This is a genomic window from Leptolyngbya sp. AN10, assembly GCF_050565645.1.
GTDB lineage: Bacteria > Cyanobacteriota > Cyanobacteriia > Leptolyngbyales > Leptolyngbyaceae > Leptolyngbya.
In genome coordinates, this window is sequence record NZ_JBNXVP010000065.1 from 1 (window position 1) to 21823 (window position 21823).

At 45.8% G+C, this 21823-nt stretch carries 21 protein-coding genes; 11 read left to right on the plus strand and 10 right to left on the minus strand.

The genetic code is table 11. The annotated features are described in order from the left end of the window. Positions 1–285: 285 nt before the first annotated feature. The 3 genes from ACQ4M5_RS39125 to ACQ4M5_RS39135 all read left to right on the plus strand — a co-directional run bounded on the left by ACQ4M5_RS39125 (position 286) and on the right by ACQ4M5_RS39135 (position 4832). Positions 286–1245: an aldo/keto reductase family protein gene (locus ACQ4M5_RS39125; RefSeq protein WP_430681198.1), complete on the plus strand. Its 960-nt coding sequence runs from the start codon at positions 286–288 to the stop codon at positions 1243–1245. An 84-nt stretch (positions 1246–1329) separates the two neighbouring features. Beyond that, on the plus strand, positions 1330–1959 hold the full coding sequence (locus ACQ4M5_RS39130; protein ID WP_430681199.1) for an alpha/beta fold hydrolase: 630 nt from the start codon (positions 1330–1332) through the stop codon (positions 1957–1959). A gap of 32 nt (positions 1960–1991) precedes the next feature. Continuing rightward, positions 1992–4832, plus strand: coding sequence for a glycerol-3-phosphate acyltransferase (locus ACQ4M5_RS39135; protein WP_430681200.1), 2841 nt, complete (start codon positions 1992–1994; stop codon positions 4830–4832). Here ACQ4M5_RS39135 and ACQ4M5_RS39140 read toward each other — a convergent pair. Both ACQ4M5_RS39140 and ACQ4M5_RS39145 read right to left on the minus strand, forming a co-directional pair. Continuing rightward, a complete protein-coding gene (locus tag ACQ4M5_RS39140; RefSeq protein ID WP_430681201.1) occupies positions 4829–8494 on the minus strand; it encodes a hydantoinase B/oxoprolinase family protein in 3666 nt (1221 codons plus the stop codon). The genes ACQ4M5_RS39135 and ACQ4M5_RS39140 overlap by 4 nt on opposite strands. A gap of 610 nt (positions 8495–9104) precedes the next feature. After that, positions 9105–9266 (minus strand): hypothetical protein, encoded by a 162-nt coding sequence (locus ACQ4M5_RS39145; RefSeq protein WP_430681202.1) that lies wholly within the window; start codon positions 9264–9266, stop codon positions 9105–9107. A gap of 433 nt (positions 9267–9699) precedes the next feature. On the opposite strand from ACQ4M5_RS39145, the gene ACQ4M5_RS39150 reads away from it, so the two are divergent. The 6 genes from ACQ4M5_RS39150 to ACQ4M5_RS39175 are packed head-to-tail and all read left to right on the plus strand — an operon-like array spanning position 9700 to position 14646. Next, a complete protein-coding gene (locus tag ACQ4M5_RS39150) occupies positions 9700–11040 on the plus strand; it encodes a nicotinate phosphoribosyltransferase (protein ID WP_430681203.1) in 1341 nt (446 codons plus the stop codon). Continuing rightward, positions 11037–11627 carry a nicotinate-nucleotide adenylyltransferase gene (locus ACQ4M5_RS39155; protein WP_430681204.1) on the plus strand — a complete coding sequence of 197 codons (591 nt, stop codon included), beginning with the start codon at positions 11037–11039 and terminating at the stop codon, positions 11625–11627. The genes ACQ4M5_RS39150 and ACQ4M5_RS39155 overlap by 4 nt, the downstream gene beginning before the upstream one ends. Before the next feature lie 26 nt (positions 11628–11653). Then, on the plus strand, positions 11654–12334 hold the full coding sequence (locus ACQ4M5_RS39160; RefSeq protein WP_430681205.1) for an NUDIX hydrolase: 681 nt from the start codon (positions 11654–11656) through the stop codon (positions 12332–12334). A gap of 10 nt (positions 12335–12344) precedes the next feature. After that, positions 12345–12641: a nucleotidyltransferase family protein gene (locus tag ACQ4M5_RS39165; protein ID WP_430681206.1), complete on the plus strand. Its 297-nt coding sequence runs from the start codon at positions 12345–12347 to the stop codon at positions 12639–12641. After that, the gene (locus ACQ4M5_RS39170; RefSeq protein ID WP_430681207.1) at positions 12638–12985 is read left to right on the plus strand and encodes a HepT-like ribonuclease domain-containing protein; all 348 of its coding nucleotides are present in this window, start codon (positions 12638–12640) and stop codon (positions 12983–12985) included. The genes ACQ4M5_RS39165 and ACQ4M5_RS39170 overlap by 4 nt, the downstream gene beginning before the upstream one ends. Beyond that, positions 12982–14646, plus strand: coding sequence for an NAD+ synthase (locus tag ACQ4M5_RS39175; RefSeq protein WP_430681208.1), 1665 nt, complete (start codon positions 12982–12984; stop codon positions 14644–14646). Before ACQ4M5_RS39170 ends, ACQ4M5_RS39175 begins: the two co-directional genes overlap by 4 nt. On the opposite strand, the gene ACQ4M5_RS39180 is transcribed toward ACQ4M5_RS39175, so the two are convergent. Together ACQ4M5_RS39180 and ACQ4M5_RS39185 are read right to left on the minus strand one after the other, a co-directional pair. After that, on the minus strand, positions 14643–15182 hold the full coding sequence (locus ACQ4M5_RS39180) for a DUF456 domain-containing protein (protein WP_430681209.1): 540 nt from the start codon (positions 15180–15182) through the stop codon (positions 14643–14645). The two genes, ACQ4M5_RS39175 and ACQ4M5_RS39180, sit on opposite strands and share 4 nt — an antisense overlap. Positions 15183–15240: 58 nt before the next feature. Further along, entirely contained in the window at positions 15241–15657 is a 417-nt protein-coding gene (locus ACQ4M5_RS39185) for a hypothetical protein (protein WP_430681210.1), read from the minus strand. Between the two features lie 92 nt (positions 15658–15749). On the opposite strand from ACQ4M5_RS39185, the gene ACQ4M5_RS39190 reads away from it, so the two are divergent. Further along, positions 15750–16319, plus strand: a complete 570-nt coding sequence (locus ACQ4M5_RS39190) for a hypothetical protein (RefSeq protein WP_430681211.1) — start codon at positions 15750–15752, stop codon at positions 16317–16319. On the opposite strand, the gene ACQ4M5_RS39195 is transcribed toward ACQ4M5_RS39190, so the two are convergent. Both ACQ4M5_RS39195 and ACQ4M5_RS39200 read right to left on the minus strand, forming a co-directional pair. Beyond that, positions 16297–17448, minus strand: coding sequence for an extracellular solute-binding protein (locus tag ACQ4M5_RS39195; protein ID WP_430681212.1), 1152 nt, complete (start codon positions 17446–17448; stop codon positions 16297–16299). The genes ACQ4M5_RS39190 and ACQ4M5_RS39195 overlap by 23 nt on opposite strands. A gap of 17 nt (positions 17449–17465) precedes the next feature. Continuing rightward, the gene (locus tag ACQ4M5_RS39200; protein ID WP_430681213.1) at positions 17466–18068 is read right to left on the minus strand and encodes a phycobiliprotein lyase; all 603 of its coding nucleotides are present in this window, start codon (positions 18066–18068) and stop codon (positions 17466–17468) included. A gap of 602 nt (positions 18069–18670) precedes the next feature. Here ACQ4M5_RS39200 and ACQ4M5_RS39205 point away from each other — a divergent pair. Then, complete coding sequence (locus ACQ4M5_RS39205) at positions 18671–19036, plus strand: hypothetical protein (protein WP_430681214.1); 366 nt, start codon at positions 18671–18673, stop codon at positions 19034–19036. On the opposite strand, the gene cobT is transcribed toward ACQ4M5_RS39205, so the two are convergent. From cobT to ACQ4M5_RS39225, 4 genes are all read right to left on the minus strand, one after another. Next, positions 19016–20092 (minus strand): nicotinate mononucleotide-dependent phosphoribosyltransferase CobT, encoded by a 1077-nt coding sequence (gene cobT / locus ACQ4M5_RS39210; protein WP_430681215.1) that lies wholly within the window; start codon positions 20090–20092, stop codon positions 19016–19018. The two genes, ACQ4M5_RS39205 and cobT, sit on opposite strands and share 21 nt — an antisense overlap. Next, on the minus strand, positions 20085–20825 hold the full coding sequence (locus ACQ4M5_RS39215; RefSeq protein ID WP_430681216.1) for a DUF2232 domain-containing protein: 741 nt from the start codon (positions 20823–20825) through the stop codon (positions 20085–20087). Before ACQ4M5_RS39215 ends, cobT begins: the two co-directional genes overlap by 8 nt. Then, positions 20818–21195 (minus strand): hypothetical protein, encoded by a 378-nt coding sequence (locus ACQ4M5_RS39220; protein WP_430681217.1) that lies wholly within the window; start codon positions 21193–21195, stop codon positions 20818–20820. The genes ACQ4M5_RS39215 and ACQ4M5_RS39220 overlap by 8 nt, the downstream gene beginning before the upstream one ends. 92 nt (positions 21196–21287) lie before the next feature. Further along, positions 21288–21635 (minus strand): hypothetical protein, encoded by a 348-nt coding sequence (locus tag ACQ4M5_RS39225; RefSeq protein WP_430681218.1) that lies wholly within the window; start codon positions 21633–21635, stop codon positions 21288–21290. Between the last annotated feature and the right edge of the window lie 188 nt (positions 21636–21823).

Genomic DNA, 21823 nt, shown 5'->3' on the forward strand with positions numbered 1-21823 from the left:
CGTCGTAGTCCGCCTGCCGCTTGTGCCTCCGAAAGTAAACGTGTTCGTTTAGAGCGGCGCATTCAGTTCTCTAAAATCACTACATTCTCATCTTGAGACTGCAAAAAGTTTTCTACATCACTAAGGAAGTTCATCTCTAATCGGCGACATGATTCTCACCTCTGAGGTCTGGATAAGCTTGAGTTAATTTTATCTCATCTGATAGAGGGGCAAGAATCGATTGCCTTCTAATATGGTTCGGCTAGATCAATAGAATTGCTGCAAATCGCAATCGGAGAAATTACGATGAAATATCGCAAGTTAGGAAACAGTGATCTCAACGCTTCAGAGATCATTCTTGGCTCTTGGTTAACTTACGGCGGCGGTGTAGAACGCCAAAATGCAGAAGCCTGCATTCATAAAGCGTTTGATGTTGGGATTAACTTTATCGATACGGCGAATGTGTACGCACGAGGCGCAGCAGAATCGCTTTTAGGTGAGGTTTTGCAGGGTGTCGATCGCACTTCATACATTCTGGCAACGAAGGTTTATTTTCCGATGTCAGATGTCGATCGAGGTTTATCAGCGGCACAAATTCATAAGCAAATCGATGCTTCCCTTCAGCGATTGAAAACCGATTACGTCGATTTGTATCAATGCCACCGCTACGATACCCAAACTCCATTAGAAGAAACAATGGAAGCGTTAACGGAAGTCGTTCGCCAAGGAAAAGCTCGATACATTGGATTTAGCGAATGGAGTCCAAGCCAAATCCAAGCAGCTTTGGATCTACCCAATGTTGAGAAGTTTGTTTCGAGTCAGCCTCAGTATTCGATGTTGTGGCGCAAACCCGAAGCTGAAGTATTTCCGCTCTGTGAGGCGAATGGGATTGGTCAGATTGTTTGGTCTCCGTTGGCTCAAGGAGTGCTCACAGGCAAGTACAAACCGGGTGAAGAGATTCCGAAAGATTCACGGGCAGCAAATGACAAGATGAACGGATTTATGAGTGATTTGCTCAGTGATCAAGTTTTAACCGCTGTACAGGATTTGAAGTCGATCGCGGAAGAGTTAGATATCTCGATGGCGCAGCTTGCTCTAGCGTGGGTGTTGCGAGATCAGCGAGTGACGAGTGCGATTATTGGGGCGAGTCGTCCGGAGCAAGTCGTTGATAATGCGGCAGCTTCGGAAGTGACTTTGAGTGAAAGCGAGTTGAAAGAAATCGATCGTATTTTGGAGCCTGCTTTGCCTCAGAGTGCAGCACGATAATATCGTCGAATGGAATTTGGGGTAAGTCTCGAATTCCATTCGCTATAACAAAGTGGAGAAAGTTTTCGCCGCTTTGATTAACGTATGAATGCTCAACCCCAAACAATTCTTTTTGCTCAACATGGAATGACTGATCTTTCTGGCTGTCAAACCATCGCTCGATTAGCGTATGCGCTGGAATTGAAAGAGACGCTGATTGTAGCTCCAGAATTGCATTGGGTCAGAACATTGTTTTACTTAGAACCGCTGATCCAGAGTGTCCAAGCCGTTGTTCTCGAAAATCTTCATCACTATCCAGAGGTTCCGATTCGGATTATTGCGACTTCGATGGGGGGCGTATTGTGGGTAGAATTGCTCGATCGACATCCTGAATGGTGGTCGCGAGTGCATTCATTTGTTCTACTAGGCGCACCGATTGGCGGATCGCACATTGCTCGAAAAGTTGATCCATTTGGCTGGGGAATTGGGATTGCGCGGGATTTGGCGATCGATAGAAGTGCGATCGCTCAAAAGATTGCCGCAGAAATTCCAACGCTTGTGATCGCGAGTGACTATGGGAACGGACATGATGGTGTCGTGACGGTCGAATCAACGATTGTTCGAGGAGCCGAATTTGTCTGTCTTTCTGGTGTGTCTCATCCAGATTTGAGATGTGATGTGGCGGTAATGAGAGAAATTTGGAAGTTTTGGCAGGAATTGGACAAGAATCGCTAGACTTCGAGAAGTTGTGAAGGTGCGATCGAGTGATGTCTTTGATGCCTGTTTGGGGTTCGCTGCTAATTTTTATCGGGTGTCCAATTTTGGGCGGATTGCCGCTGATTGGTTGGATGACACGGGCTTTGAGTCGGAAACGACTGTCGGAGCTTGGAACGGGAAATATTAGCGTTTCAGCGGCGTTTTATCACGGGGGAACGGGCGTTGGTGTTCTGGCTGTATTGTCTGAGGCGTTGAAGGGAATCGCAGCGGTATTGTTAGCTCGATCGTTCTTTCCCGATAGTCCAGAGTGGGAAATTATTGCGCTGATTGCATTGGTGTATGGGCGGTACTTTATCGGCAAAGGAGCAGGGACAACCAATGTCGTTTGGGGCTATGTAGTGCATGATCCGATCGTCTCTTTTTTGGTGTTCCTAATCGGAGGAATTGGATTTACGATTTTGCGAGAACGTCGATCGGGGAAGTTTAGTGTCTTAGTTCTATTTCCGTTGATTACAGCATTAAGACATCCACAGGAAACTCCATTGATCTTGAGTTCGATTGGGCTTGCAGCTTTTTTGTGGTGGATTTATAACCAGATTCCAGATGACTTAGATTTGAGACCAGACAGTGTACAGAGAGGATCGAAAGCTATGTTTCAATTTCTTCGGGATGATCGATCGCTGATGTCGCTGGATCAGAATTTGCAAGCCGAAAAGGTTGGACAAAAGGCGGCGACACTATCGGAATTGAAGCGATCGAGCTATCCAGTGCCAGAGGCTTGGGTATTGTTGCCTGGAGATGATCCGAAGCTATTAATTGAAACATTGCAGCCTTCTAGAGAGAATCCTTTGATTGTGCGATCGTCAGCAATTGGAGAAGATGCAGAATCAGCTTCAGCAGCAGGGCAGTATGAATCGATCGCGAATATTACTCGTCAAGAATTGCTATTACCTGCGATCGTGCGCTGTTTGGAATCGTATGAGCAAGAATCAGCGGTGAAGTATCGACGCGATCGTAATGTTGCAGAGGCTTCGATGGTGGTCTTAGTTCAGCAACAGATTCGAGGTGTGTATTCGGGCGTTGCATTTAGTCGAGATCCAATTGCAAGACAAGGCGATGCAGTGTTGATTGAAGCATTACCGGGAAATGCCGATCGTGTTGTTTCAGGACAAGTGACTCCAGAGAGCTATCAAGTGATGGTTCGAGAAGTCGGGACTGATTGGAAATTACCAGAAGAAATTACCTTAGAAGTGGAAGGTAAGGGGACTGTTCCAGCATCAGTGATTCAGCAAGTCGCATATCTAGCTCGGCATTTAGAGGAACATTTTCATGGTGTGCCGCAGGACATTGAATGGAGCTTTGATGGAAACCAATTGTGGGTATTGCAATCTCGATCGATTACGACTCTATTTCCGATTTGGACTCGCAAGATCGCCGCAGAAGTGATTCCTGGCGCAATTCGTCCGCTCACCTGGTCGATCAATCGTCCGCTCACGTGCGGGGTTTGGGGAAAGATTTTTACGATCGTACTTGGCGATCGCGCTTCTGGTCTAGATTTTACCGAGACTGCAACACTGCACTATTCACACGCTTATTTCAATGCTTCATTGTTAGGGCAAATTTTTAGACGAATGGGACTACCCGCAGAAAGCTTAGAATTTCTAACCAGAGGCGCGAAGTTTAGCAAGCCACCCCTACGATCGACGATTTCAAATGTTCCAGGATTGTTGCGATTACTTCAGCGAGAGATGAGATTAGAGAAAGATTTTTCTCGCGATCAGCAGCTTTACTTCAATCCGATGCTTCAGAAGTTAGAACAATCGATCGACACGCTATCTGTTCCAGAGCTTCTACAACAGATCGAACAAATCCTTGAGCTATTAGAACGAGCAACTTACTACAGCATTCTTGCGCCCCTTAGTGCAGCACTGAGAAGATCTATCTTCAAAGTTCCAGATGAAGCATTAGATAATCGGGATACGCCAGAAGTTGCCGCACTTCGATCGCTGTCTAATCTTGCGAATTCTGCTCGATCGAGGGTCGGAACTGTACAGGAAGATGTCTTTAGCCAACTTGCCCAAACAAAACAAGGACAAGCAATCTTAGAGCAATTTGATCAACTGTTAAATCAATACGGCTACTTAAGCGAAGTCGGTACAGATATTGCTGTTCCAACATGGCGAGAAGAGCCGCAACCTGTTCAAGAACTATTCAAACAATTCTGCTTAAATCCTTCTCCTGAGCCGCCCACACCGCAAATTAAGAACAAAGGAGTGCAGCAACGAATTGCACTAAAAGGCAAAGTGACCGAAGTTTACAGCCGATTATTAGCAGAACTTCGCTGGAGATTTATCGAGATTGAGAAGCGCTGGTTAGATTCCGGTGTTCTAGAACAATCCGGTGATATCTTTTTCCTGACTTACGATGAAATTTGTAGTTCAAACACCAACTTTGCAGCATTGATAGAACAACGTCGATCGAGCTTTGATCACGATCGACAACTTTCACCCATTCCACAGTTAGTCTATGGCGATGATCCTCCTACTCCTCAAGCTCCAACCTGGCAAGCCTCGAATCGATTGCAGGGCATTGGAGCAAGCGTCGGACAAGTCGAAGGAACTATCCGAATTCTACGATCGCTCAATGGCTCATTGAATGTCGATCGTGAAACGATTCTCGTCGTTCCCTACACTGATTCGGGTTGGATGCCTGTTCTAGCACGAGTTGGAGGACTGATCGCAGAAGTTGGCGGACGACTTTCACACGGCGCGATCGTGGCACGAGAGTATCGAATTCCAGCAGTGATGGATGTGACTCATGCCACTGAAATTTTGCAAGACGGGCAGCGCGTCCGAATTGATGGACAACAAGGCACGATCGAGATTCTTTAGCTCGCCCCAAATCCCCCACCTCCAGGCGTTTCAACCACAAAGACATCCCCTGGAGCCATCAATACTTCTGCTTTACTACTCAACGACTCGATCGAGCCATCTTGCCGCATCACAAAATTACGCCCAACTGCCCCCGATTCCCCTCCTGCTAACCCAAATGGAGAAACAATCCGATGACCCGATAGAATGGCAGCCGTCATCGCTTCCCGAAATCGAATACGCCGAACCGTTCCATTTCCACCTTGATGTTTGCCCATTCCGCCACTGTTCGATCGAATCGAGAATGCTTCAACTAACACTGGAAATCGCCACTCTAAAACCTCTGGATCAGTCAGCCGCGAATTCGTCATGTGAGTTTGAACTGCATCCGTTCCATCAAATGTTGAACCTGCTCCTGATCCTCCGCAAATCGTTTCATAGTACTGATGCTGCTCATTCCCAAAGGTGAAATTGTTCATTGTGCCTTGAGAAGCCGCCATCACATCTAATGCACCATAGAGCGCATTCGCGATCGCTTGCGAAGTTTCAACATTTCCAGCCACGACAGCAGCAGGAGGACGCGGATTGAGTAAACACCCTTCTGGAACAATGATTTCTAGAGGCTTAAGACAGCCAGCATTGAGGGGAATATCATCCTCTACTAATGTCCGAAACACATAGAGGACAACGGCTTTACAAATCGCTAAGGGCGCATTGAGATTCGTCGATCGCTGAGAAGATGTTCCTGTGAAATCGATACAGGCGGAACGAGCAGCGCGATCGATCGTGATATCCACGCAAATCTGACTACCATCATCCATTTGATAGTCAAAACGACCAGGTTTTAACACGTCAATGACTCGTCGTACCGATTCTTCTGCATTGTTCTGGACATGCTGCATATAAGCTTGAACCACGTCTAAACCAGATTGTTCAACAATGCGACGAAGCTCCTGTACACCGCGCTCGTTTGCTGCGATTTGGGCTTGTAAATCTGCTAAATTTTGTACTGGATTGCGAACAGGATAATTGCCAGAAGTTAACAATTCCAAGAGTTCTGATTCTTGAAACTTTCCTCGATCGACAATCTGCACATTGTCAAGCAAGATACCTTCTTCGTCGATCGATTGACTATGAGGAGGCATTGATCCAGGTGTAATTCCTCCAATATCAGCATGATGTCCACGCGAAGCGACATAAAACATCGGTGTAGAACTATCCGCGATAAACACTGGAGTAATGACAGTGATATCTGGTAGATGAGTACCACCATTGTAAGGATTGTTCGAGGCAAACGCATCTCCAGGTTTTAACGTATTGCCTTTTGCTCGAATCAGACTAATCACGCTTTCACTCATCGAGCCGAGATGCACTGGAATATGAGGTGCATTCGCTACAAGCTGCCCGGATTGATCGAAGATAGCACAGGAAAAATCGAGACGTTCTTTGATGTTGACTGAGTAGCTAGTGTTTTGCAGCGTGATGCCCATTTCTTCTGCGATCGCACGAACAAGATTGTTAAAAATCTCCAAAAGCACTGGATCAGGAGTTGCAGATAGTTCTACAGATGAACTCTCTTTAACTTCAGCAATTCTATTTAGAATCAAATAGTTCTGCTCAGTTAATTCAGCACACCATCCTGGTTCAATCACATTCGTTCCAGTTGGTTCTAAAATTAAAGCTGCTCCAGAAATGCGATCGCCCGCTCTCAAATCTTGGCGACGATAGACCGGAGTTTCATGCCAAGTTCCTTTTGCGTAAATCTGAACGGTTGAAATTGGACTTAGGGGAATCGTTCTATCCGCAGATAGTAAAGGCTCTGTGATAGGTGTTGCAGGTGCGATCGCTTCTACAGAAACCGCTTCGACGACTAACCCTTTATCGGGCATCGAAAAGCCATAACGCTGCTGATAAAGTGCCTCAAATTGATGTCTCATTGTTTCTGCTCGATCGAACTCTACAGTTAAAGCAGAATCGGTTCCTTGATACCGCAACCGAACTTTGAATACTGTTTCAATGCGATCGCGATTCACTCCTTGAGCAATAATTTCCGCTCGACTTTCTGAATCGAGCGCAGTCAATATTTGTCCTAATTCAGAAACACTGCTTAAATCGGCTTCTACTGCTTTCTCTTTCAAAGTTCGCACATCTGCCAATCCAATTCCATACGCTGACAAGACTCCAGCAAATGGATGAATAAAAATCTTTGTCATGCCCAACGCTTCTGCAATCAAACACGCATGTTGTCCGCCTGCACCCCCAAAACAACAGAGCGTGTATTGTGTAACATCATAGCCACGCTGCACCGAAATCTTTTTGATCGCATTTGCCATTTTGTCGATCGCAATCTCTAAAAATCCTGCGGCAACCTCTTCATCAGTGCGGGTATCTCTAGTTTTTGCTTGAATTTCTGCGGTAAGTTCAGCAAATTTTTGCTCCACAATTGTTCGATCGAGCGGTAAGTTTCCCTCTGCTCCAAACACTTGCGGAAAGAACTCAGGCTGAATTTTACCTAACCGAACATTACAATCCGTCACGGTTAACGAGCCACCTTTCCGATAGCAAGCAGGTCCCGGATTCGCTCCCGCTGATTCTGGTCCCACTCGATAGCGCGATCCATCAAACCGCAAGAGTGAACCACCTCCCGCTGCGACGGTGTGAATCGACATCATTGGCGCACACAATCGCACTCCTGCGACCTCCGTTTCAAATGTGCGCTCATACTCACCATTAAAATGAGACACATCCGTTGAAGTGCCACCCATATCAAAGCCAATAATCTTATCAAATCCTGCTGCAATGCTCGTTTTAACGGCTCCAACAATCCCACCAGCGGGACCTGAAAGAATACTATCTTTTCCTTGAAATCGCGTTGCTTCAGTTAATCCGCCATCTGACTTCATAAACTCTAGCTTTGTCGTCGATCGTAGTTCTGCTCCCACTTGATCCACATATCGCCTGAGAATCGGAGAAAGATACGCATCTACGACAGTCGTATCACCTCGACGAATGAGTTTCATCAATGGACTCACTTCATGAGATACCGAAACTTGAGTAAAGCCAATATTGCGAACAAGTGCTGCAATCTGCTGTTCGTGTTGAGGATAGCGATAACTATGGAGGAATGCGATCGCAATGGCTCGAATTCCATCTTTGTAAGCTTCTTGCAGCACTGTTGTGAGTCGCGCTTCTTCCCCAGTTGTGATCGGCACAATCTCTTCTCCCTGTGCTGTGTAGCGCTCCTTCACTTCAATCACTCGCTCATACACTCGCTCAGGTAGAACAATCTGACGCGCAAAGATATTGGGGCGATTTTGATAGCCGATCGACAGTGCATCTCGAAATCCTTCGGTGATCAAAAGTAAGGTTCGCTCGCCTTTACGTTCTAGTAACGCATTCGTGGCAACCGTCGTTCCCATTTTTACGACTTCTACAATGCCAGCAGGAATAGATTGATCGCGGCTCAGTCCGAGAATGTCTCGAATCCCTTGAATTACTGCATCTTGATACTGTTCAGGCTGTTCTGAAAGCAGCTTGTAGAGGATAATCCACGAATGATCAGCAAGCGATGTGATCTGAAATCGCTCAGGATAGGTTGAAAGCCGATCGACGATCGCTGGATTGTCCGTTACAGCTACTAAATCCGTAAACGTTCCGCCTCGGTCTGCAAACACTCTCAACATATCAACCTCGATCTCTGATGGCTTCTTTATTGAACCTGAGATCGAGACATTAGAGGATGTTTGAAAAGTATAAAAAGCGGCTTTGCTTCGTTGCGAGTCCGCCCGGAGATTGATCTCCGGGCTAATAGAGGAAACCCCGCTGAAGCGGGCTAAGAGAGTCATACGGAGTTCTTAGGAGATTTCTACGAAAGAGCTTACCGCTTGAAAGACTGCCCTTCGGCTTCGCTCAGGGCGCGATCTCTAGCTGACTGAGCGAAGCCGAAGACAGCGGGTAATTTGTTTTCGATAAATCTCCTTAGCCCAGTTTAGTGGGCTGCCCCCGATTAGCCCGGAGATTCATTTCCGGGCGGGTGAATGCGATGAACGATTGCTTTTCAAACATCCTCTTATAGCTATTTCAGCCCATTCTTGTTGGGTGAAAAACTTAGCGGAATTTCGATGATAAGTTCTGTTCCGCAGTTCAGTTGAGACTGACATTGCAAAAGAACCTTGATGACGTTCTACAACAATCTGATAGCTTCAAAAAGACTGATCAAACGAAAAATCCCCTGACCTACTTTTAAGCAGCCAGGGGAATATCACTGATCTAGAATCCATGAGCGATTTTGTGTTAGCGCTCAAAGTGTTTCTTCACATGTTTTTTGTCATAAACATCGCCGCTAAACGGTTGAATTCCAGTACCAGGATAAGCATCATCACTCAAGCCAAAAATCCGAGTCACAGCGCCCGAAAAATAGTCCATCACTTCTTCTACGACCTTTGGAATCGCCATAAGAATCACCTCTAATTAGTGTGCGTTAAATGGAGCAAAACAATCGAAACTGGGTGAATGATTCATGTCCGAATCTGCATGTGGTTTATTATGAAAAATTCTCCAATGGTTTACCAGGGATCGCATCAATTGTTTAGAAGAAAGTTGCGCTCGTTTTTCCTTCTTGAAATTTCGTATTTTTGCTTCTAATAAGATTACAAAGACTGGAGTGAGAATTGTGCGATCGCAACAGTTTCTTTACACGAATATTCTGAGAAATTCAATCATTTATATCAATAGTTTCTGTTCTCTTCACCATAACCTCTGCCAAATGGCTCAAGTTCCAGAAGAACTTTCTCCTTTTCAGGTCTTGACTTTTGGTTAAATCAACTATAATTTAAGACAAGCTGCCCCCTAACTCTGATTAACCCTTTTGAATCTAAGGAGAATTTGGGTGGAAGATCTCGCACTCGTGATTTGCCCAGAAGATTACAGTTTGTTGACTGATTTATATCAGTTAACCATGTCAGCTTGTTATGTCGGAGAAAAGCTCGATCGACGACGTGCCAGTTTTGAACTTTCAGTCCGGCGATTGCCCAAAGGATTTGGCTATTTGATCGCAATGGGACTCGCACAAGCATTGAACTATTTAGAGCAGTTTCAATTCAATGAGTCTCAGATTTTAGCCTTACAATCATCGGGCATTTTTGATCATGCGCCCGAACAATTTTGGACGGTGTTAAAAGGAGCGCGATTTGAGGGAGACGTGTGGGCAGTCCCAGAAGGAACAGCGGTCTTTGCAAATGAACCTATCCTGAGAGTTGAGGCTCCATTGTGGCAGGCTCAAATTGCTGAGACTTATTTGCTCAATACGATTAATTATCAAACTTTGGTTGCGACTCGTGCGGCTCGAATGCGAGATATTGCAGGCAAAGAGGCGACTTTACTAGAGTTTGGAACTCGACGGGCATTTAGTCCACAAGGATCAATCTGGGCGGCTCGTGCGGCGTTGGCAGGCGGATTAGATGCAACCTCGAATGTGTTGGCAGCGTTGAAGTTGGGACGGAAACCGACGGGGACAATGGCACATTCGTTAGTGATGGCGTTGAATGCGATCGAAGGTACTGAATCCCAAGCTTTTACCGCATTTCATCGCTATTTTCCGGGTGCGCCTCTATTGATTGATACGTATGACACGATCGCAGCAGCAGAAACGCTTTCCAAACAACTGAAAGCCGGAGAAATTCAGCTTGCGGGAGTGCGAATTGATTCGGGCGATCTGTTGGAATTGTCGAAGAAAGTCCGATCGCTCTTACCCGGAGTTTCCATCTTTGCCAGTGGCGATTTGGATGAATATCGGATTGCAGAATTGAAAGCAAATGGAGCTTGTATTGATGGTTATGGATTGGGAACGCAATTAGTCACGGGTGCGCCTGTAAATGGCGTGTACAAGCTGGTTGAAATTGATGGAATTCCAGTGATGAAAGAAGCGACTGGAAAAGTAACATATCCAGGACGTAAGCAGATTTTTCGTAAATCGGGAGTGAGCGATCGCTTAGGACTGATCTCCGAAGATGCAAACGGAGAAGTTCCTTTATTACAATTAGTTTTCAAGCAAGGACAGCGAATTTTAGAACCAGAAACGATCGCACAAATTCGCGATCGCACAACTGCAAATGTTGAAAGCTTGCCGGAATCCGTTCGACAGCTTGAACATCCAACATCGCTTCCGGTCGAACTATCCCAAGCGCTTTCAGAATTAACCGATCGCACTCGCCAACGGAGACACCCATGATGAAAATTGCCCTCTTTGGAACCAGTGCAGATCCGCCCACGACCGGACATCTAGAGATTTTGCGCTGGCTCTCTGGACAGTTCGATCGCGTTGCAGTCTGGGCAGCAGACAACCCGTTTAAGTCTCATCAAACTGAGCTATCGCAACGAACCGCGATGTTACAAGTTCTCGTAGATGAATTGAACTGTCCGACTGTGCAGGTGCATCCAGAATTGAGCCATCCGAGAACGATCGTGACGGTCGATCGCATTCGAGAGCGCTATCCGAATGCAGAATTGACTTTAGTTGTAGGATTTGATGTCGCCCGACAGTTATCGAAATGGTATCGTGTGGCGGAACTCTTGCAGCGCGTTGAGGTTCTAGTGATTCCGCGATCGCGCTATCAATTTGAACCAGAAGATTTACAGCAGTTAGAAGCAATCGGGGCGAAGATTACGATCGCGCCAGCATCGGTTCCTGATGTGTCTTCGACTGCGTATCGCGAGGGCTGTGACTTATCCGGGGTGACAGCTTCGATTCAGGCTTATATCGATCGGGAGCAACTTTATCAATGCCACGCACACACAGAAAAACAACCAGTTCACTAATGGGGGAGAAGCTTGCAGATTTCAGGGTGGGTGTCGATAACGCGATCTTTTCAGTCGATACGGCGCAAAATCGATTGTTGGTTTTGCTCGTCATGCGGCATGAGGAGCCATTTTTAGGACAGTGGTGTTTGCCAGGAACACTGGTACGAAAAGGCGAATCGCTCGAAGATGCAGCGTATCGAATTCTGTCAGAAAAGATTCGAGTGAAAAATCTGTATTTAGAGCAGCTTTATACGTTTGGAGGTCCGCAGCGCGATCCGCGTGAATCCGACGAAAGTTATGGAGTCCGCTATTTATCAGTCAGTTATTTTGCTTTAGTTCGATTTGCTGAAGCTGAACTGATTGCAGATGGAGTGAGTGGAATTGCTTGGTATCCTGTCGATCAATTGCCTGAACTCGCATTCGATCACAACAAGATTTTGGAGTATGGTCATCGTCGTTTAAGAAACAAATTAGAATACAGTCCGGTTGCATTTGATGTGTTGCCTGAACTGTTTACATTGAGCGATTTATTTCAGCTTTATACGACAGTTTTAGGAGAGAATTTTTCGGATTATTCTAATTTTCGATCGCGGTTATTAAAACTCGGATTTCTATCAGACACGGGTGTAAAAGTTTCAAGAGGAGCGGGACGACCTGCCAGTTTATATCGATTTGATGCTGAAGCGTTCGCGCCGTTCAAAGATAAGCCTTTAGTGTTTATTTGAGTTCAGAATTATGGGACTTGGAATCGAGGAACTATTAGCCGATAAGCGAGACGAGATTTTAGCGATCGCGCAAAAGCATGGTGCTTATAATGTCAGAGTTTTTGGCTCAGTTGCACGAGGTGAAGCGGACGATCAAAGCGATGTAGACTTCTTAGTTGAAATGGGAAAAAATCGAAGTTCTTGGTTTCCTGTTGGATTGATTCAAGATCTTGAGGATTTATTAGGGCGAGAAGTGGATGTTGCAACTGAGAAAATGCTGCATGAGAGAATCCGCGATCGAGTTTTGAAAGAGGCGATTTCTCTATGATTGATGATGGATTAAACGTCGCTTGTATTGCAGAGTGCATTGCTCGGATCGAAGAATACACTTCTAGCGGACGAGAAGTATTTGAAGCAACCAGAATGATCCAAGATGCTGTTGTGCGAAATTTTCAAGTGATCGGCGATGCAACAAAAAATCTTTCTTCTGAAATCAAACAAGCCTACCCAAACGTTCCTTGGCGACGAATGGCTGGATTTCGAGATGTATTAGTTCACGACTATCTGAGAGTTGATTTCAATATTGTTTGGGAAATTATCGAAATGGAATTACCCAACCTCAAGCCGCAAATCTTAGAAATCTTGCAAATTTTAGACTCAACATCATCATGAAAATTGCGATCGCACAACTCAATCCTACGATCGGAGATCTCCAAGGTAACGCAGATAAAATTCTCAAAGCTGCCGATCGTGCTGCTTCTGAAGGAGTTCGTTTACTCCTAACGCCCGAACTTTCACTCTGTGGCTATCCGCCCCGCGATTTGTTACTTGATCCAAGCTTTGCCACAACGATGACGAGAACACTTTCGGAGCTTGCATCGAATTTGCCTGAAGGTGTAGCAGTGTTAGTTGGAACGGTTGAGCCGAATTCCAACGCAATTTCGACAGGTGGAAAGCCATTGTTTAATAGTGTGGCTTTGATTGAGAAAGGCAACATTCTAAAAGTCTTCCATAAGCGATTGTTGCCAACTTATGATGTGTTCGATGAAGATCGCTACTTTGAACCGGGACACGAGGCGAATTATTTTGAGCTAGATGGTCTTCGGATTGGTGTAACCATCTGTGAGGATCTTTGGAATGATGAGGAATTTTGGGGAAAGCGAACTTACAACTTGAACCCGATCGCGGATTTATCCCAAGCAGGTGTAGATTTTACGATCAATCTTTCCGCTTCACCTTATACAGTTGGCAAGCAAAAACTTCGGGAAGCAATGTTGCGACACGGAGCCGTCAGATTCAATCAGCCATTGATTTATGCGAATCAGGTGGGCGGAAATGATGACCTGATTTTTGATGGAGCGAGTATTGCGATCGACAAATCCGGCAACTTGATTGCAAGAGCGATCGGCTTTGAGGAAGATTGGTTGGTGATTGAATACAATGGGCAGGACTTTGAGAAAAGTACGATCGAATCTGCTCCCGACTGTGAAGAGGCGGAACTTTGGGCAGCATTGGTTCTGGGTGTGCGGGATTATGCTCGAAAATGTGGTTTTTCTAAGATTGTCTTGGGCTTGAGCGGTGGGATTGATTCATCTTTGATAGCAGCGATCGCAGCCGAAGCCGTTGGAAAAGAGAACGTTCTCGGAATTCTCATGCCTTCGCCGTATAGTTCAGATCATTCGATTCAAGATGCGCTAGATCTGGCTCAAAATCTGGGAATTCACACGCAAACATTAGCGATCGGCACTGTGATGGAATGCTTCGATCGAACACTCGATCCGTTGTTTGCAGGAACACCGTTCGGATTAGCTGAAGAGAATTTGCAATCTCGAATTCGTGGCACTTTGTTGATGGCAGTCTCGAATAAGTTTGGGCATCTTTTAGTTTCAACGGGTAACAAATCTGAGATTGCTGTGGGATATTGCACGTTATACGGTGATATGAATGGAGGATTAGCCGCGATCGCAGATGTTCCAAAAACGAAAGTGTACAAACTTTGTAAATGGATTAATCGATCTAGAGAAATCATTCCGAATAACGTTTTAGTGAAGCCACCGAGTGCAGAATTGAAACCAGGACAGAAAGATCAAGATTCGCTGCCGGACTATGAGATTTTAGATGACATTCTCGATCGATATATTCATCAGCATCAAGCACCAGCCGAAATCATCGCTGCTGGACATGAAGCCGCGATCGTGGAACGAGTCGTGAAATTAGTCCGAATTGCAGAATTCAAACGCAAACAAGCGCCACCCGGATTAAAAGTCACCGATCGCGCTTTTGGAACCGGATGGAGAATGCCGATCGCGAGTCGTTGGATTGCTCGAATCTAGTTTGCAAAATGGACTGCTGCCTGAACTTGCGGGAATGTATTAAAGATAAACACAGCAACAGTGACAAGCGCTAAAACGCCCTGAATCAAGTTGCCGACAACAGAACCCACTACAATCCCGATTCCCGCTTTGATCGCAATCATGGCATCTTTGCGATAGAGAAATTCACCCACGATCGCGCCGACCAACGGACCAAAAAACAATCCAATAATCGGACCTAAAGGACCCCCGATCGGTAAAGTTGGCAAAAATCCGAGAAACCCAAGAATAAATCCAACAAATGCGCCAATCTGTCCCCAATTACTAGCTCCAGCCTTTTTCGCGCCCCAATACGTTGCTAGAAAATCAATTCCTAAACTGAGAACAAAAACAACAATCCCGACTACCAATGGGACTGTCAAATCAGCAAAGCCACGAACTGCACCCCAAATCACGATCGATGCCAAAATCAAACTGGTTCCAGGAATGCCAGGAACGACTGCGCCAATAATTCCAACCAGCATCGCAAGGAGCAAAACACAGTACAGAGCAATCATCGTTCTTGAATTCTTAGGGATCTGAAACTACGGTAGCGTATTGCGAGAGCAAATTGGATCACCGCCAGTAGGGTTTTCCTTTCCAAAACACACCCAAAATGATACACACAAGCGATTCAAAACTTAGAACCGGAGTAAGTAGCTGCGGAAAGACCGTCAGAAACGATCGCAGCCATAACCATAAGCCAAGACAAGGCACTAATGCCCACAAAGTCGTGTTCGTAATCACAAGTTGACGAAACCAGCGTTCCATAATCGCAACCGCTAAAGCTCCCACACCCACAGCGGCTCCTAATGCAATCAGCAAGCCGAAAGGAGAATTGAACAGTTGAGCGATCGTCGGATAAACGGCTGGAACCCTCACCAATTGGAAAAAGAGAACATCGATCGCGATCGTCAAACCGATCGTAAACAGCGACACTTGCAGCAACTCAATCCAAGGCAAGTACTTTAAAGGACGAAGCGGATCGAACATAACATTTGAATTTGAGAGGAATTACATTAAAACAGGAGTAGGCACTTTCGCGTACTCGATCGCGTCAATTCGGCAAACTAATCGAACTCAATATGACACAAGTGTTACACCATTTTGCAAGAGTCAGCCTGATTGTAGGCTTGATGAGTCAGAGTGTATTGGCGAATTCAGCGCTGAAAGCTTCGACCACACCTTTTCAGCCAGAGATGTTTCAGCAAGGAATGTGTAGCGAGACGACCGAAGGAATTACCAGTACTACGATCGATCAATCAGGATTAACGCAGCCAAGTCTGTGGTTCGTTCGGGATCAGATTGCCGCACAAGATAAATTTGGACGGCGCTTGATTAGTGGATGGTTGGCGTGTAATGGAGCCACTGAGCCGAATCGCGTGGATCTTGTGGTGAATGCTCAACTTTGGAGCGGGTTGGATTACTTTGAGCGATTTGAATTTATCAGACGATTTGGCAAAGCTACGAGCGATTATGGCTACAATTTGCGGATATTTGAGCCACAAGGTGAACTGTTAGCGACGTATACGTGCGAATTTAGTGCGAACGTGGGACAAAAGCAGGTTCAACAAGAGCCGATCGCTTGCACTGCATTTGATGTGTTGGCGAAAACGAATTTTTGGTCTCCCACTAGACCGAGCCTCGGATTTTAGCCCAGAGCGATCGATATTGTTCGATCGTCGCATCGCTTATCGGTTCGAGAAATTCAGAGCGATCGAGCACTTCTGAAGGTGGAACTAAGAGCGGATTTTGTCTAAGCGGCTCTGGAAATGTGGCTGGATCTAATGTTTGTAAAATTGGCGATGCGGCTTGGCTCAACAGTGAAATTTGAGGCGCGATCGACGGTTGCCAACAGAAATTAATCCACTGTTCGGCTAAAGACTGGACTGCTTTATTTGGGTTCAGAACTGCCCCTGCTGGACGCACCCAAAGATCCGTAAATAGAGCCGTTCCAGAAGTGGGCAATACGCCTGCGATCGACGGATTTCGTTTCATCGCTTGCAACACATCTGTAGACCAAACAACCGCCATCCAGACATCATCAATCAAAAGTGATTGCAATACAGCATCAGAACTATAGAATTTCGTTTGGCGATTCAATGCCGATAGTTCAGATTCTAGATTCGGAACCTTCGTTAAATCAGCCGTATTGTAAGATTGACCGAGTTTTTTCAGAGTTAGCCCAATAATTTCTCTAGGCTGATCGAGTAGCGCAATTCTGCCGCGCAGATCTTCACGCCATAGATCTGCCCAATCTTTTGGAGGAGTGAGATTACGATCGCGGAAAATATCCGTCCGATACACAATCACAGTCGAACCCCAACGATACGGTGCGCCCCAGACTTGATTCTCGCGAGTTACAACCTTTTTCCAGCGATCGGGGAGTTGATTCCATAATTGCCACGCTTTCGGATCAAGTGGTTGAATCAATTGCTGTCGAATCGCGACCGATAGCCAGTAATCGCCCAGAGTGACGAGATCAGGAACGGCATCTTGTTGAGGAATAAACGGCAGATTGAACGAGCGATCGGGTTGAGAGTTTCCGCCTTGTCGCTTCCAGGTTTGCAGATTGGTAAACAGCGCTCTCAGTTGATCTTCGGGCTTGATATCGATTCGGATGTCTTTGAATTCGGTTAGCTGTCTACGGAATTCGTTTGGAAGTTGAATCGGGATCGAATTTTTCAGCGATCGAATTCGGAACGCGGACTGATTCGGACTATTACATCCGGTGAGCGTGGTGCTGAGTGCTGCAATTCCGAAGAGAAAACTACGTCGATCCATTTGATTGGGCAATTCTGTTAGCTTTTCCGTTCTACCCCAAAACCGATCAAAGTGGTGACGGTTGGCACTTGATCTGCTTCAGGACGTTGATAAGTGACGATCGTTCTCAGGCGCATATCGGGTGAGATAAACCGCATCTGATCGACTGCGACCGATCGTTTATAGTGCGTGGTCATCTCCAAAGTTTGGCGCATCGGCTGGTAGGTGAATCGTCCTGCGATCGCGCCGCCCTCAGAATAGCCTTCATCGCGTAAATAAAAGCCTTGAATCGCATCGTTGGTGACTTCAGCCGCAACGGGCATCGGTGGCTTTGGAGCGCTTGAATAAGTCACAGCGGTATCAGGAACGAATAAGGCTTTGAGACTCATCGAAACGCGATCGCCTGTTTCTGACACTGTATCGAATGCGATCGAAAACCCTGGAAAGATTAGATTTTTAGTGCGATCGATTTGCAAAGTTTCACTTGGCATCAGGATCTTATCTTTCTCGTCATCGGTCAGTGGATTGACCTGAAACTCTGTATAAGAGCGTTCGATCTCGCCATTCTGCATATAGTGATAGATGCGTTCGGTCTTCCACAATCCAGAACAAGCATTGAAGAATTCTTGAAAATCCAGCATGACAAGTTAAAGCAAGGCGATTAAGGTGATTTTATCCTAAAGGATGTTTGAGAAGTATGAAAAGCGGCTTTGCTGCGTTGCCAGTCCACCCGGAGATCAATCTCCGGGCTAATGGAGGAAACCCCGCTGAAGCGGGCTAAGAGAGTAATACGGAGTTCCTAGCCCAGTTTAGTGGGCTTCCCCTGATTAGTCCGGAGATTCATTTCCGGGCGGGTGAATGCGATGAACGATTGCTATTCAAACACCCTCTTAGATTCGCGTGTCCCTGTTTATCTATTAATATTTCAAAGAAGAATTGAAATAATTCCTGTCGATAACTGGGCGACAATTTCGACACAGTTTGAAACACGATCGAAGAATCATTTGCACTCTAAGAAAAAGTTACATCACTTTAGTATTGCTTTAGAATTCAAGCGCTTTGAAAATCCTTTAAATTTAAAGTTTGTTCATTTTTTGCAACGCAATCTGAGTGAGTACTCATTCGTTTCTTTAGCTAAATTTTGAATCACCACAAAACGTTAAATGATTCAGGAATAACCCGACAGAATCAAAATTCTTGACCTACTATGAGTCCAAGAAAAGTAGGGGTAAAAGGTTAACTAATGGATACTGTCCAAACCCAGATCAACGCTCTCAACAGCAAGGTAGATACGCTGCACCAGATCATTGAACAATTAGGAGCAAATCTGGCGCAAACCTTAACCGAAATGCAGTCTGGTTCCCATACTGGAATTAGTCGATCGAACTTTGGAACCACCAATGGACGCTTCAACTATTCCCGAATGGATTCAGCAATGGAACACAAAGACGTGTTAGCGGATACACACACGATCGATTCGTCGAGTCATAGCGGTGAAAAATCCCTTTCCCCAGAGATTCAAATTCAACGCCTCACGGCTCAATTAACTGCTGCATACAATCGGATTGCGGCACTCGAAGAACAACTTTTAGCGCAAAGAGTTCATTAACTCAGATTTGATGATCAATTGTTCGATCGCGTCTAATAATTCAGTCTGCCCCCAGTCTTGAAACATCGAAGCCGCGATCGCGCATCCTCCCGCGCCGACTCCCTCTTTGACAAACCCACGCTCATAAGCTTGTAGTTGATTCCATCGCGAATCAGCAAAGTTTAATCGGGTTGCAATCAGGGTTGCATCTTTCAAAGTTTTTGCAAGTCCAACTGTGTCTCCCGTCGGATCTTCTGCGACCCAGCGAGTTGTTCCGACCACAATTTGATCCGAAGATTGAATCGCCTGAATTAACGCATATATCGCTAGCATTTGCGTTCCGCCTGCAAGTAAAACGCCACACGATCGACTTGCTGCGATCGCCATTCCTGCAACTGTAATCTGCATCGGATCGCCAACTGCCGCCACGACTGAGAACGGATCATCGATTGGCTTAGATAATCCTTGCTGTACGAGTTCCCACTTCTGCGCGTGATTGCAAATCGAATGACTACTGTTCACTTTGCCGATCGCATCGATTCCAAGCCCGGTTAAAACGGCTAGAGCGGTCGTAGTTCCACCAACAACACATTCACCCAGAATTAAATAATCAGCGGTTTGAGCGAGTTTTTCACCCCATTTCAAGCCTTGCTCAAAGAGATGCTGAACAATTGGAAGATCGATCGCTTTTCCACTGCTGACACATCGAGCCGGAGTGCCTTGTAAATCGATCGCAGAAATTGAAGGCGATCGAGGTAATCCTGCATTAAATACGGTGACTGGAATCTCTAATGCTTCAACTACTGCACGAGAAATGTAAACCGGAGAAGCTCCAACATGCAGCGGCGGCAATGGAAATTTCGGATTTGGCTGCACTCCGTTGACTAAAAATTCTGCATCTGCGATCGCGGTAAATTGTCGATCGTTCGGAGTGGCTCCGGCTGCTGAAATTCCTGGAATTAATCCGGTTTCTGTAAATCCCAAAACACAAGCAAAATGCGGCTTTTTGCCTTTGTATCGATCGAGCCACGATCGTGCTTTAGTTTCTTGTGTGTAAATTGCGATCGCGTTACTCATTCTCAAAAATCACTTCAACCCAATGAGGCGGACGGGGAATCGGATTATTTAAGCGATCGAACAAAAACCAAGCGACTAAATGCACCACGAAGAGATATACGGTATTTACCGCAATAATGGATAGAAATACAAACAGTTGAATAATTTCTAGCGATGGCTGAATCAACAATCCCAACAGCGAGAAAATCCAATCCAAAAAGTTCGTCACTTGAATCGTTCCATACTGCCACAAATCATCGCCCAACAGAATCGAAACTAGCCACACTCGGAAGAATGCACCTAGCACACCGAGCATAGTACCAAGCGGAATCGAAAAATACCACTTTACGCGACGATACCAGAGCGCACCAAGCAATACACCCATGAATCCATACGGCATCACATATTGAATGCTACGAACTGGAGCCATTAGCACCGAGAGTAACAATCCCGCGATCGTGCATCCCATCCAAGCCGCTCGACTGCCCCACCGCAGATAAATTAACGCGATCGGAATCGGGAAAAAGATTTGCAGAAACGGACCCATCGGAAAATAAGTATTCACCAGCCACACTAAACTGGCAGCACTCGCCAAAAATGCCGTCTCCACCATGATGATCGGACTATCCGGATCGACGCGACGACGTACCGGAGGCTGTTCTGCTAAATCCGGATCTGGATCGGCATCAGGAATCCATTCTTCATCAAGGGTAGCGGGATCAATCTGTCGATCGTCCTTGGGCAATTCAGTCATTGAACTTGATTCTTGTGGGCTGTTCTACTCTAGTGCAAATTCTCACTAAAGCGCGTAACAGTTCCCGGATTTGTGACTGACGAAAGACTGCTACGAGATTTGTAACCAAACACAAACTGCCTAAACACAGCAAAATGTACGTGGGCATCATCACTACGCCAATCAAAAACCAGGTGAGAACGTGCAGCACCATAATGCCGGAAAACAAAGAAGCAATTCCCGCAGCAACCACAATTTGAGAGCGCGATCGATCTAATCCTGTCAAAGTCAATGTCAAAGAAGTCGTAATCAAATTGGCGGGAACCAAAAACGCGCAAATTCCCACACAGTTCGATCGAGAATATTCAAACAGAGCATTGAAATCTAGCATTCTAAATCCGCATTGCGACAAACTCTTTTAATGGTCGCATCGAGCTTTCTGATCGGCTTCAATTGTCAATCAAACTTCACGAAGAACTGTAATCAAAGATGCTCTTTAAGAAAATTCAAGTCTAGCTTTTCTTCCCACGGCGGTTCCGGATAGAGCAGCGATAAATGATAGTCAACATCTTGTTCAACTTCGCTCATATCCACGCGATCGAACCATCCCGCCATGATTTCCAAATCGCGATCGCGCAACGGAGACAACGGAGCCGCATGATCAAACGATTGTCCTCGATACGGGCGACGATCGATCGACTTTACGTAGCGCCAAGGATTCGCGGGAGACGGATCTAGACTGAGACGATTCGATCGAATTGGAGAGATTTCAACCTCTGAAGTGGAAACATCCTCAATGGCATCAGAATCGCTGGAAGAAATGTTGAGCATGAGACGGTCAGGTAATGGGGGCAAAAACGCTATCAAACCCTGAGAGATACCCTGAAGTCAAATCTGATTGTTTAAACCGTATCGGGAAATGTGCAGAAACTCAATCGATCTTTCGTAATGTGACAGAACAAGGACGATTTAGTTCTTTTGGCATTGAAAAACGGGTGAGTCATTTGAGATTCACCCGC

Bases quoted from the DNA above. Each gene is read 5' to 3' on its own strand.
- ACQ4M5_RS39125 (WP_430681198.1), top strand. From the start codon at position 286: ATGAAATATCGCAAGTTAGGAAACAGTGATCTCAACGCTTCAGAGATC.
- ACQ4M5_RS39130 (WP_430681199.1), top strand. From the start codon at position 1,330: ATGAATGCTCAACCCCAAACAATTCTTTTTGCTCAACATGGAATGACT.
- ACQ4M5_RS39135 (WP_430681200.1), top strand. From the start codon at position 1,992: ATGTCTTTGATGCCTGTTTGGGGTTCGCTGCTAATTTTTATCGGGTGT.
- ACQ4M5_RS39140 (WP_430681201.1), bottom strand. From the start codon at position 8,494: ATGTTGAGAGTGTTTGCAGACCGAGGCGGAACGTTTACGGATTTAGTA.
- ACQ4M5_RS39145 (WP_430681202.1), bottom strand. From the start codon at position 9,266: ATGGCGATTCCAAAGGTCGTAGAAGAAGTGATGGACTATTTTTCGGGC.
- ACQ4M5_RS39155 (WP_430681204.1), top strand. From the start codon at position 11,037: ATGATGAAAATTGCCCTCTTTGGAACCAGTGCAGATCCGCCCACGACC.
- ACQ4M5_RS39165 (WP_430681206.1), top strand. From the start codon at position 12,345: ATGGGACTTGGAATCGAGGAACTATTAGCCGATAAGCGAGACGAGATT.
- ACQ4M5_RS39170 (WP_430681207.1), top strand. From the start codon at position 12,638: ATGATTGATGATGGATTAAACGTCGCTTGTATTGCAGAGTGCATTGCT.
- ACQ4M5_RS39175 (WP_430681208.1), top strand. From the start codon at position 12,982: ATGAAAATTGCGATCGCACAACTCAATCCTACGATCGGAGATCTCCAA.
- ACQ4M5_RS39180 (WP_430681209.1), bottom strand. From the start codon at position 15,182: ATGATTGCTCTGTACTGTGTTTTGCTCCTTGCGATGCTGGTTGGAATT.
- ACQ4M5_RS39185 (WP_430681210.1), bottom strand. From the start codon at position 15,657: ATGTTCGATCCGCTTCGTCCTTTAAAGTACTTGCCTTGGATTGAGTTG.
- ACQ4M5_RS39190 (WP_430681211.1), top strand. From the start codon at position 15,750: ATGACACAAGTGTTACACCATTTTGCAAGAGTCAGCCTGATTGTAGGC.
- ACQ4M5_RS39195 (WP_430681212.1), bottom strand. From the start codon at position 17,448: ATGGATCGACGTAGTTTTCTCTTCGGAATTGCAGCACTCAGCACCACG.
- ACQ4M5_RS39200 (WP_430681213.1), bottom strand. From the start codon at position 18,068: ATGCTGGATTTTCAAGAATTCTTCAATGCTTGTTCTGGATTGTGGAAG.
- ACQ4M5_RS39205 (WP_430681214.1), top strand. From the start codon at position 18,671: ATGGATACTGTCCAAACCCAGATCAACGCTCTCAACAGCAAGGTAGAT.
- cobT (WP_430681215.1), bottom strand. From the start codon at position 20,092: ATGAGTAACGCGATCGCAATTTACACACAAGAAACTAAAGCACGATCG.
- ACQ4M5_RS39215 (WP_430681216.1), bottom strand. From the start codon at position 20,825: ATGACTGAATTGCCCAAGGACGATCGACAGATTGATCCCGCTACCCTT.
- ACQ4M5_RS39220 (WP_430681217.1), bottom strand. From the start codon at position 21,195: ATGCTAGATTTCAATGCTCTGTTTGAATATTCTCGATCGAACTGTGTG.
- ACQ4M5_RS39225 (WP_430681218.1), bottom strand. From the start codon at position 21,635: ATGCTCAACATTTCTTCCAGCGATTCTGATGCCATTGAGGATGTTTCC.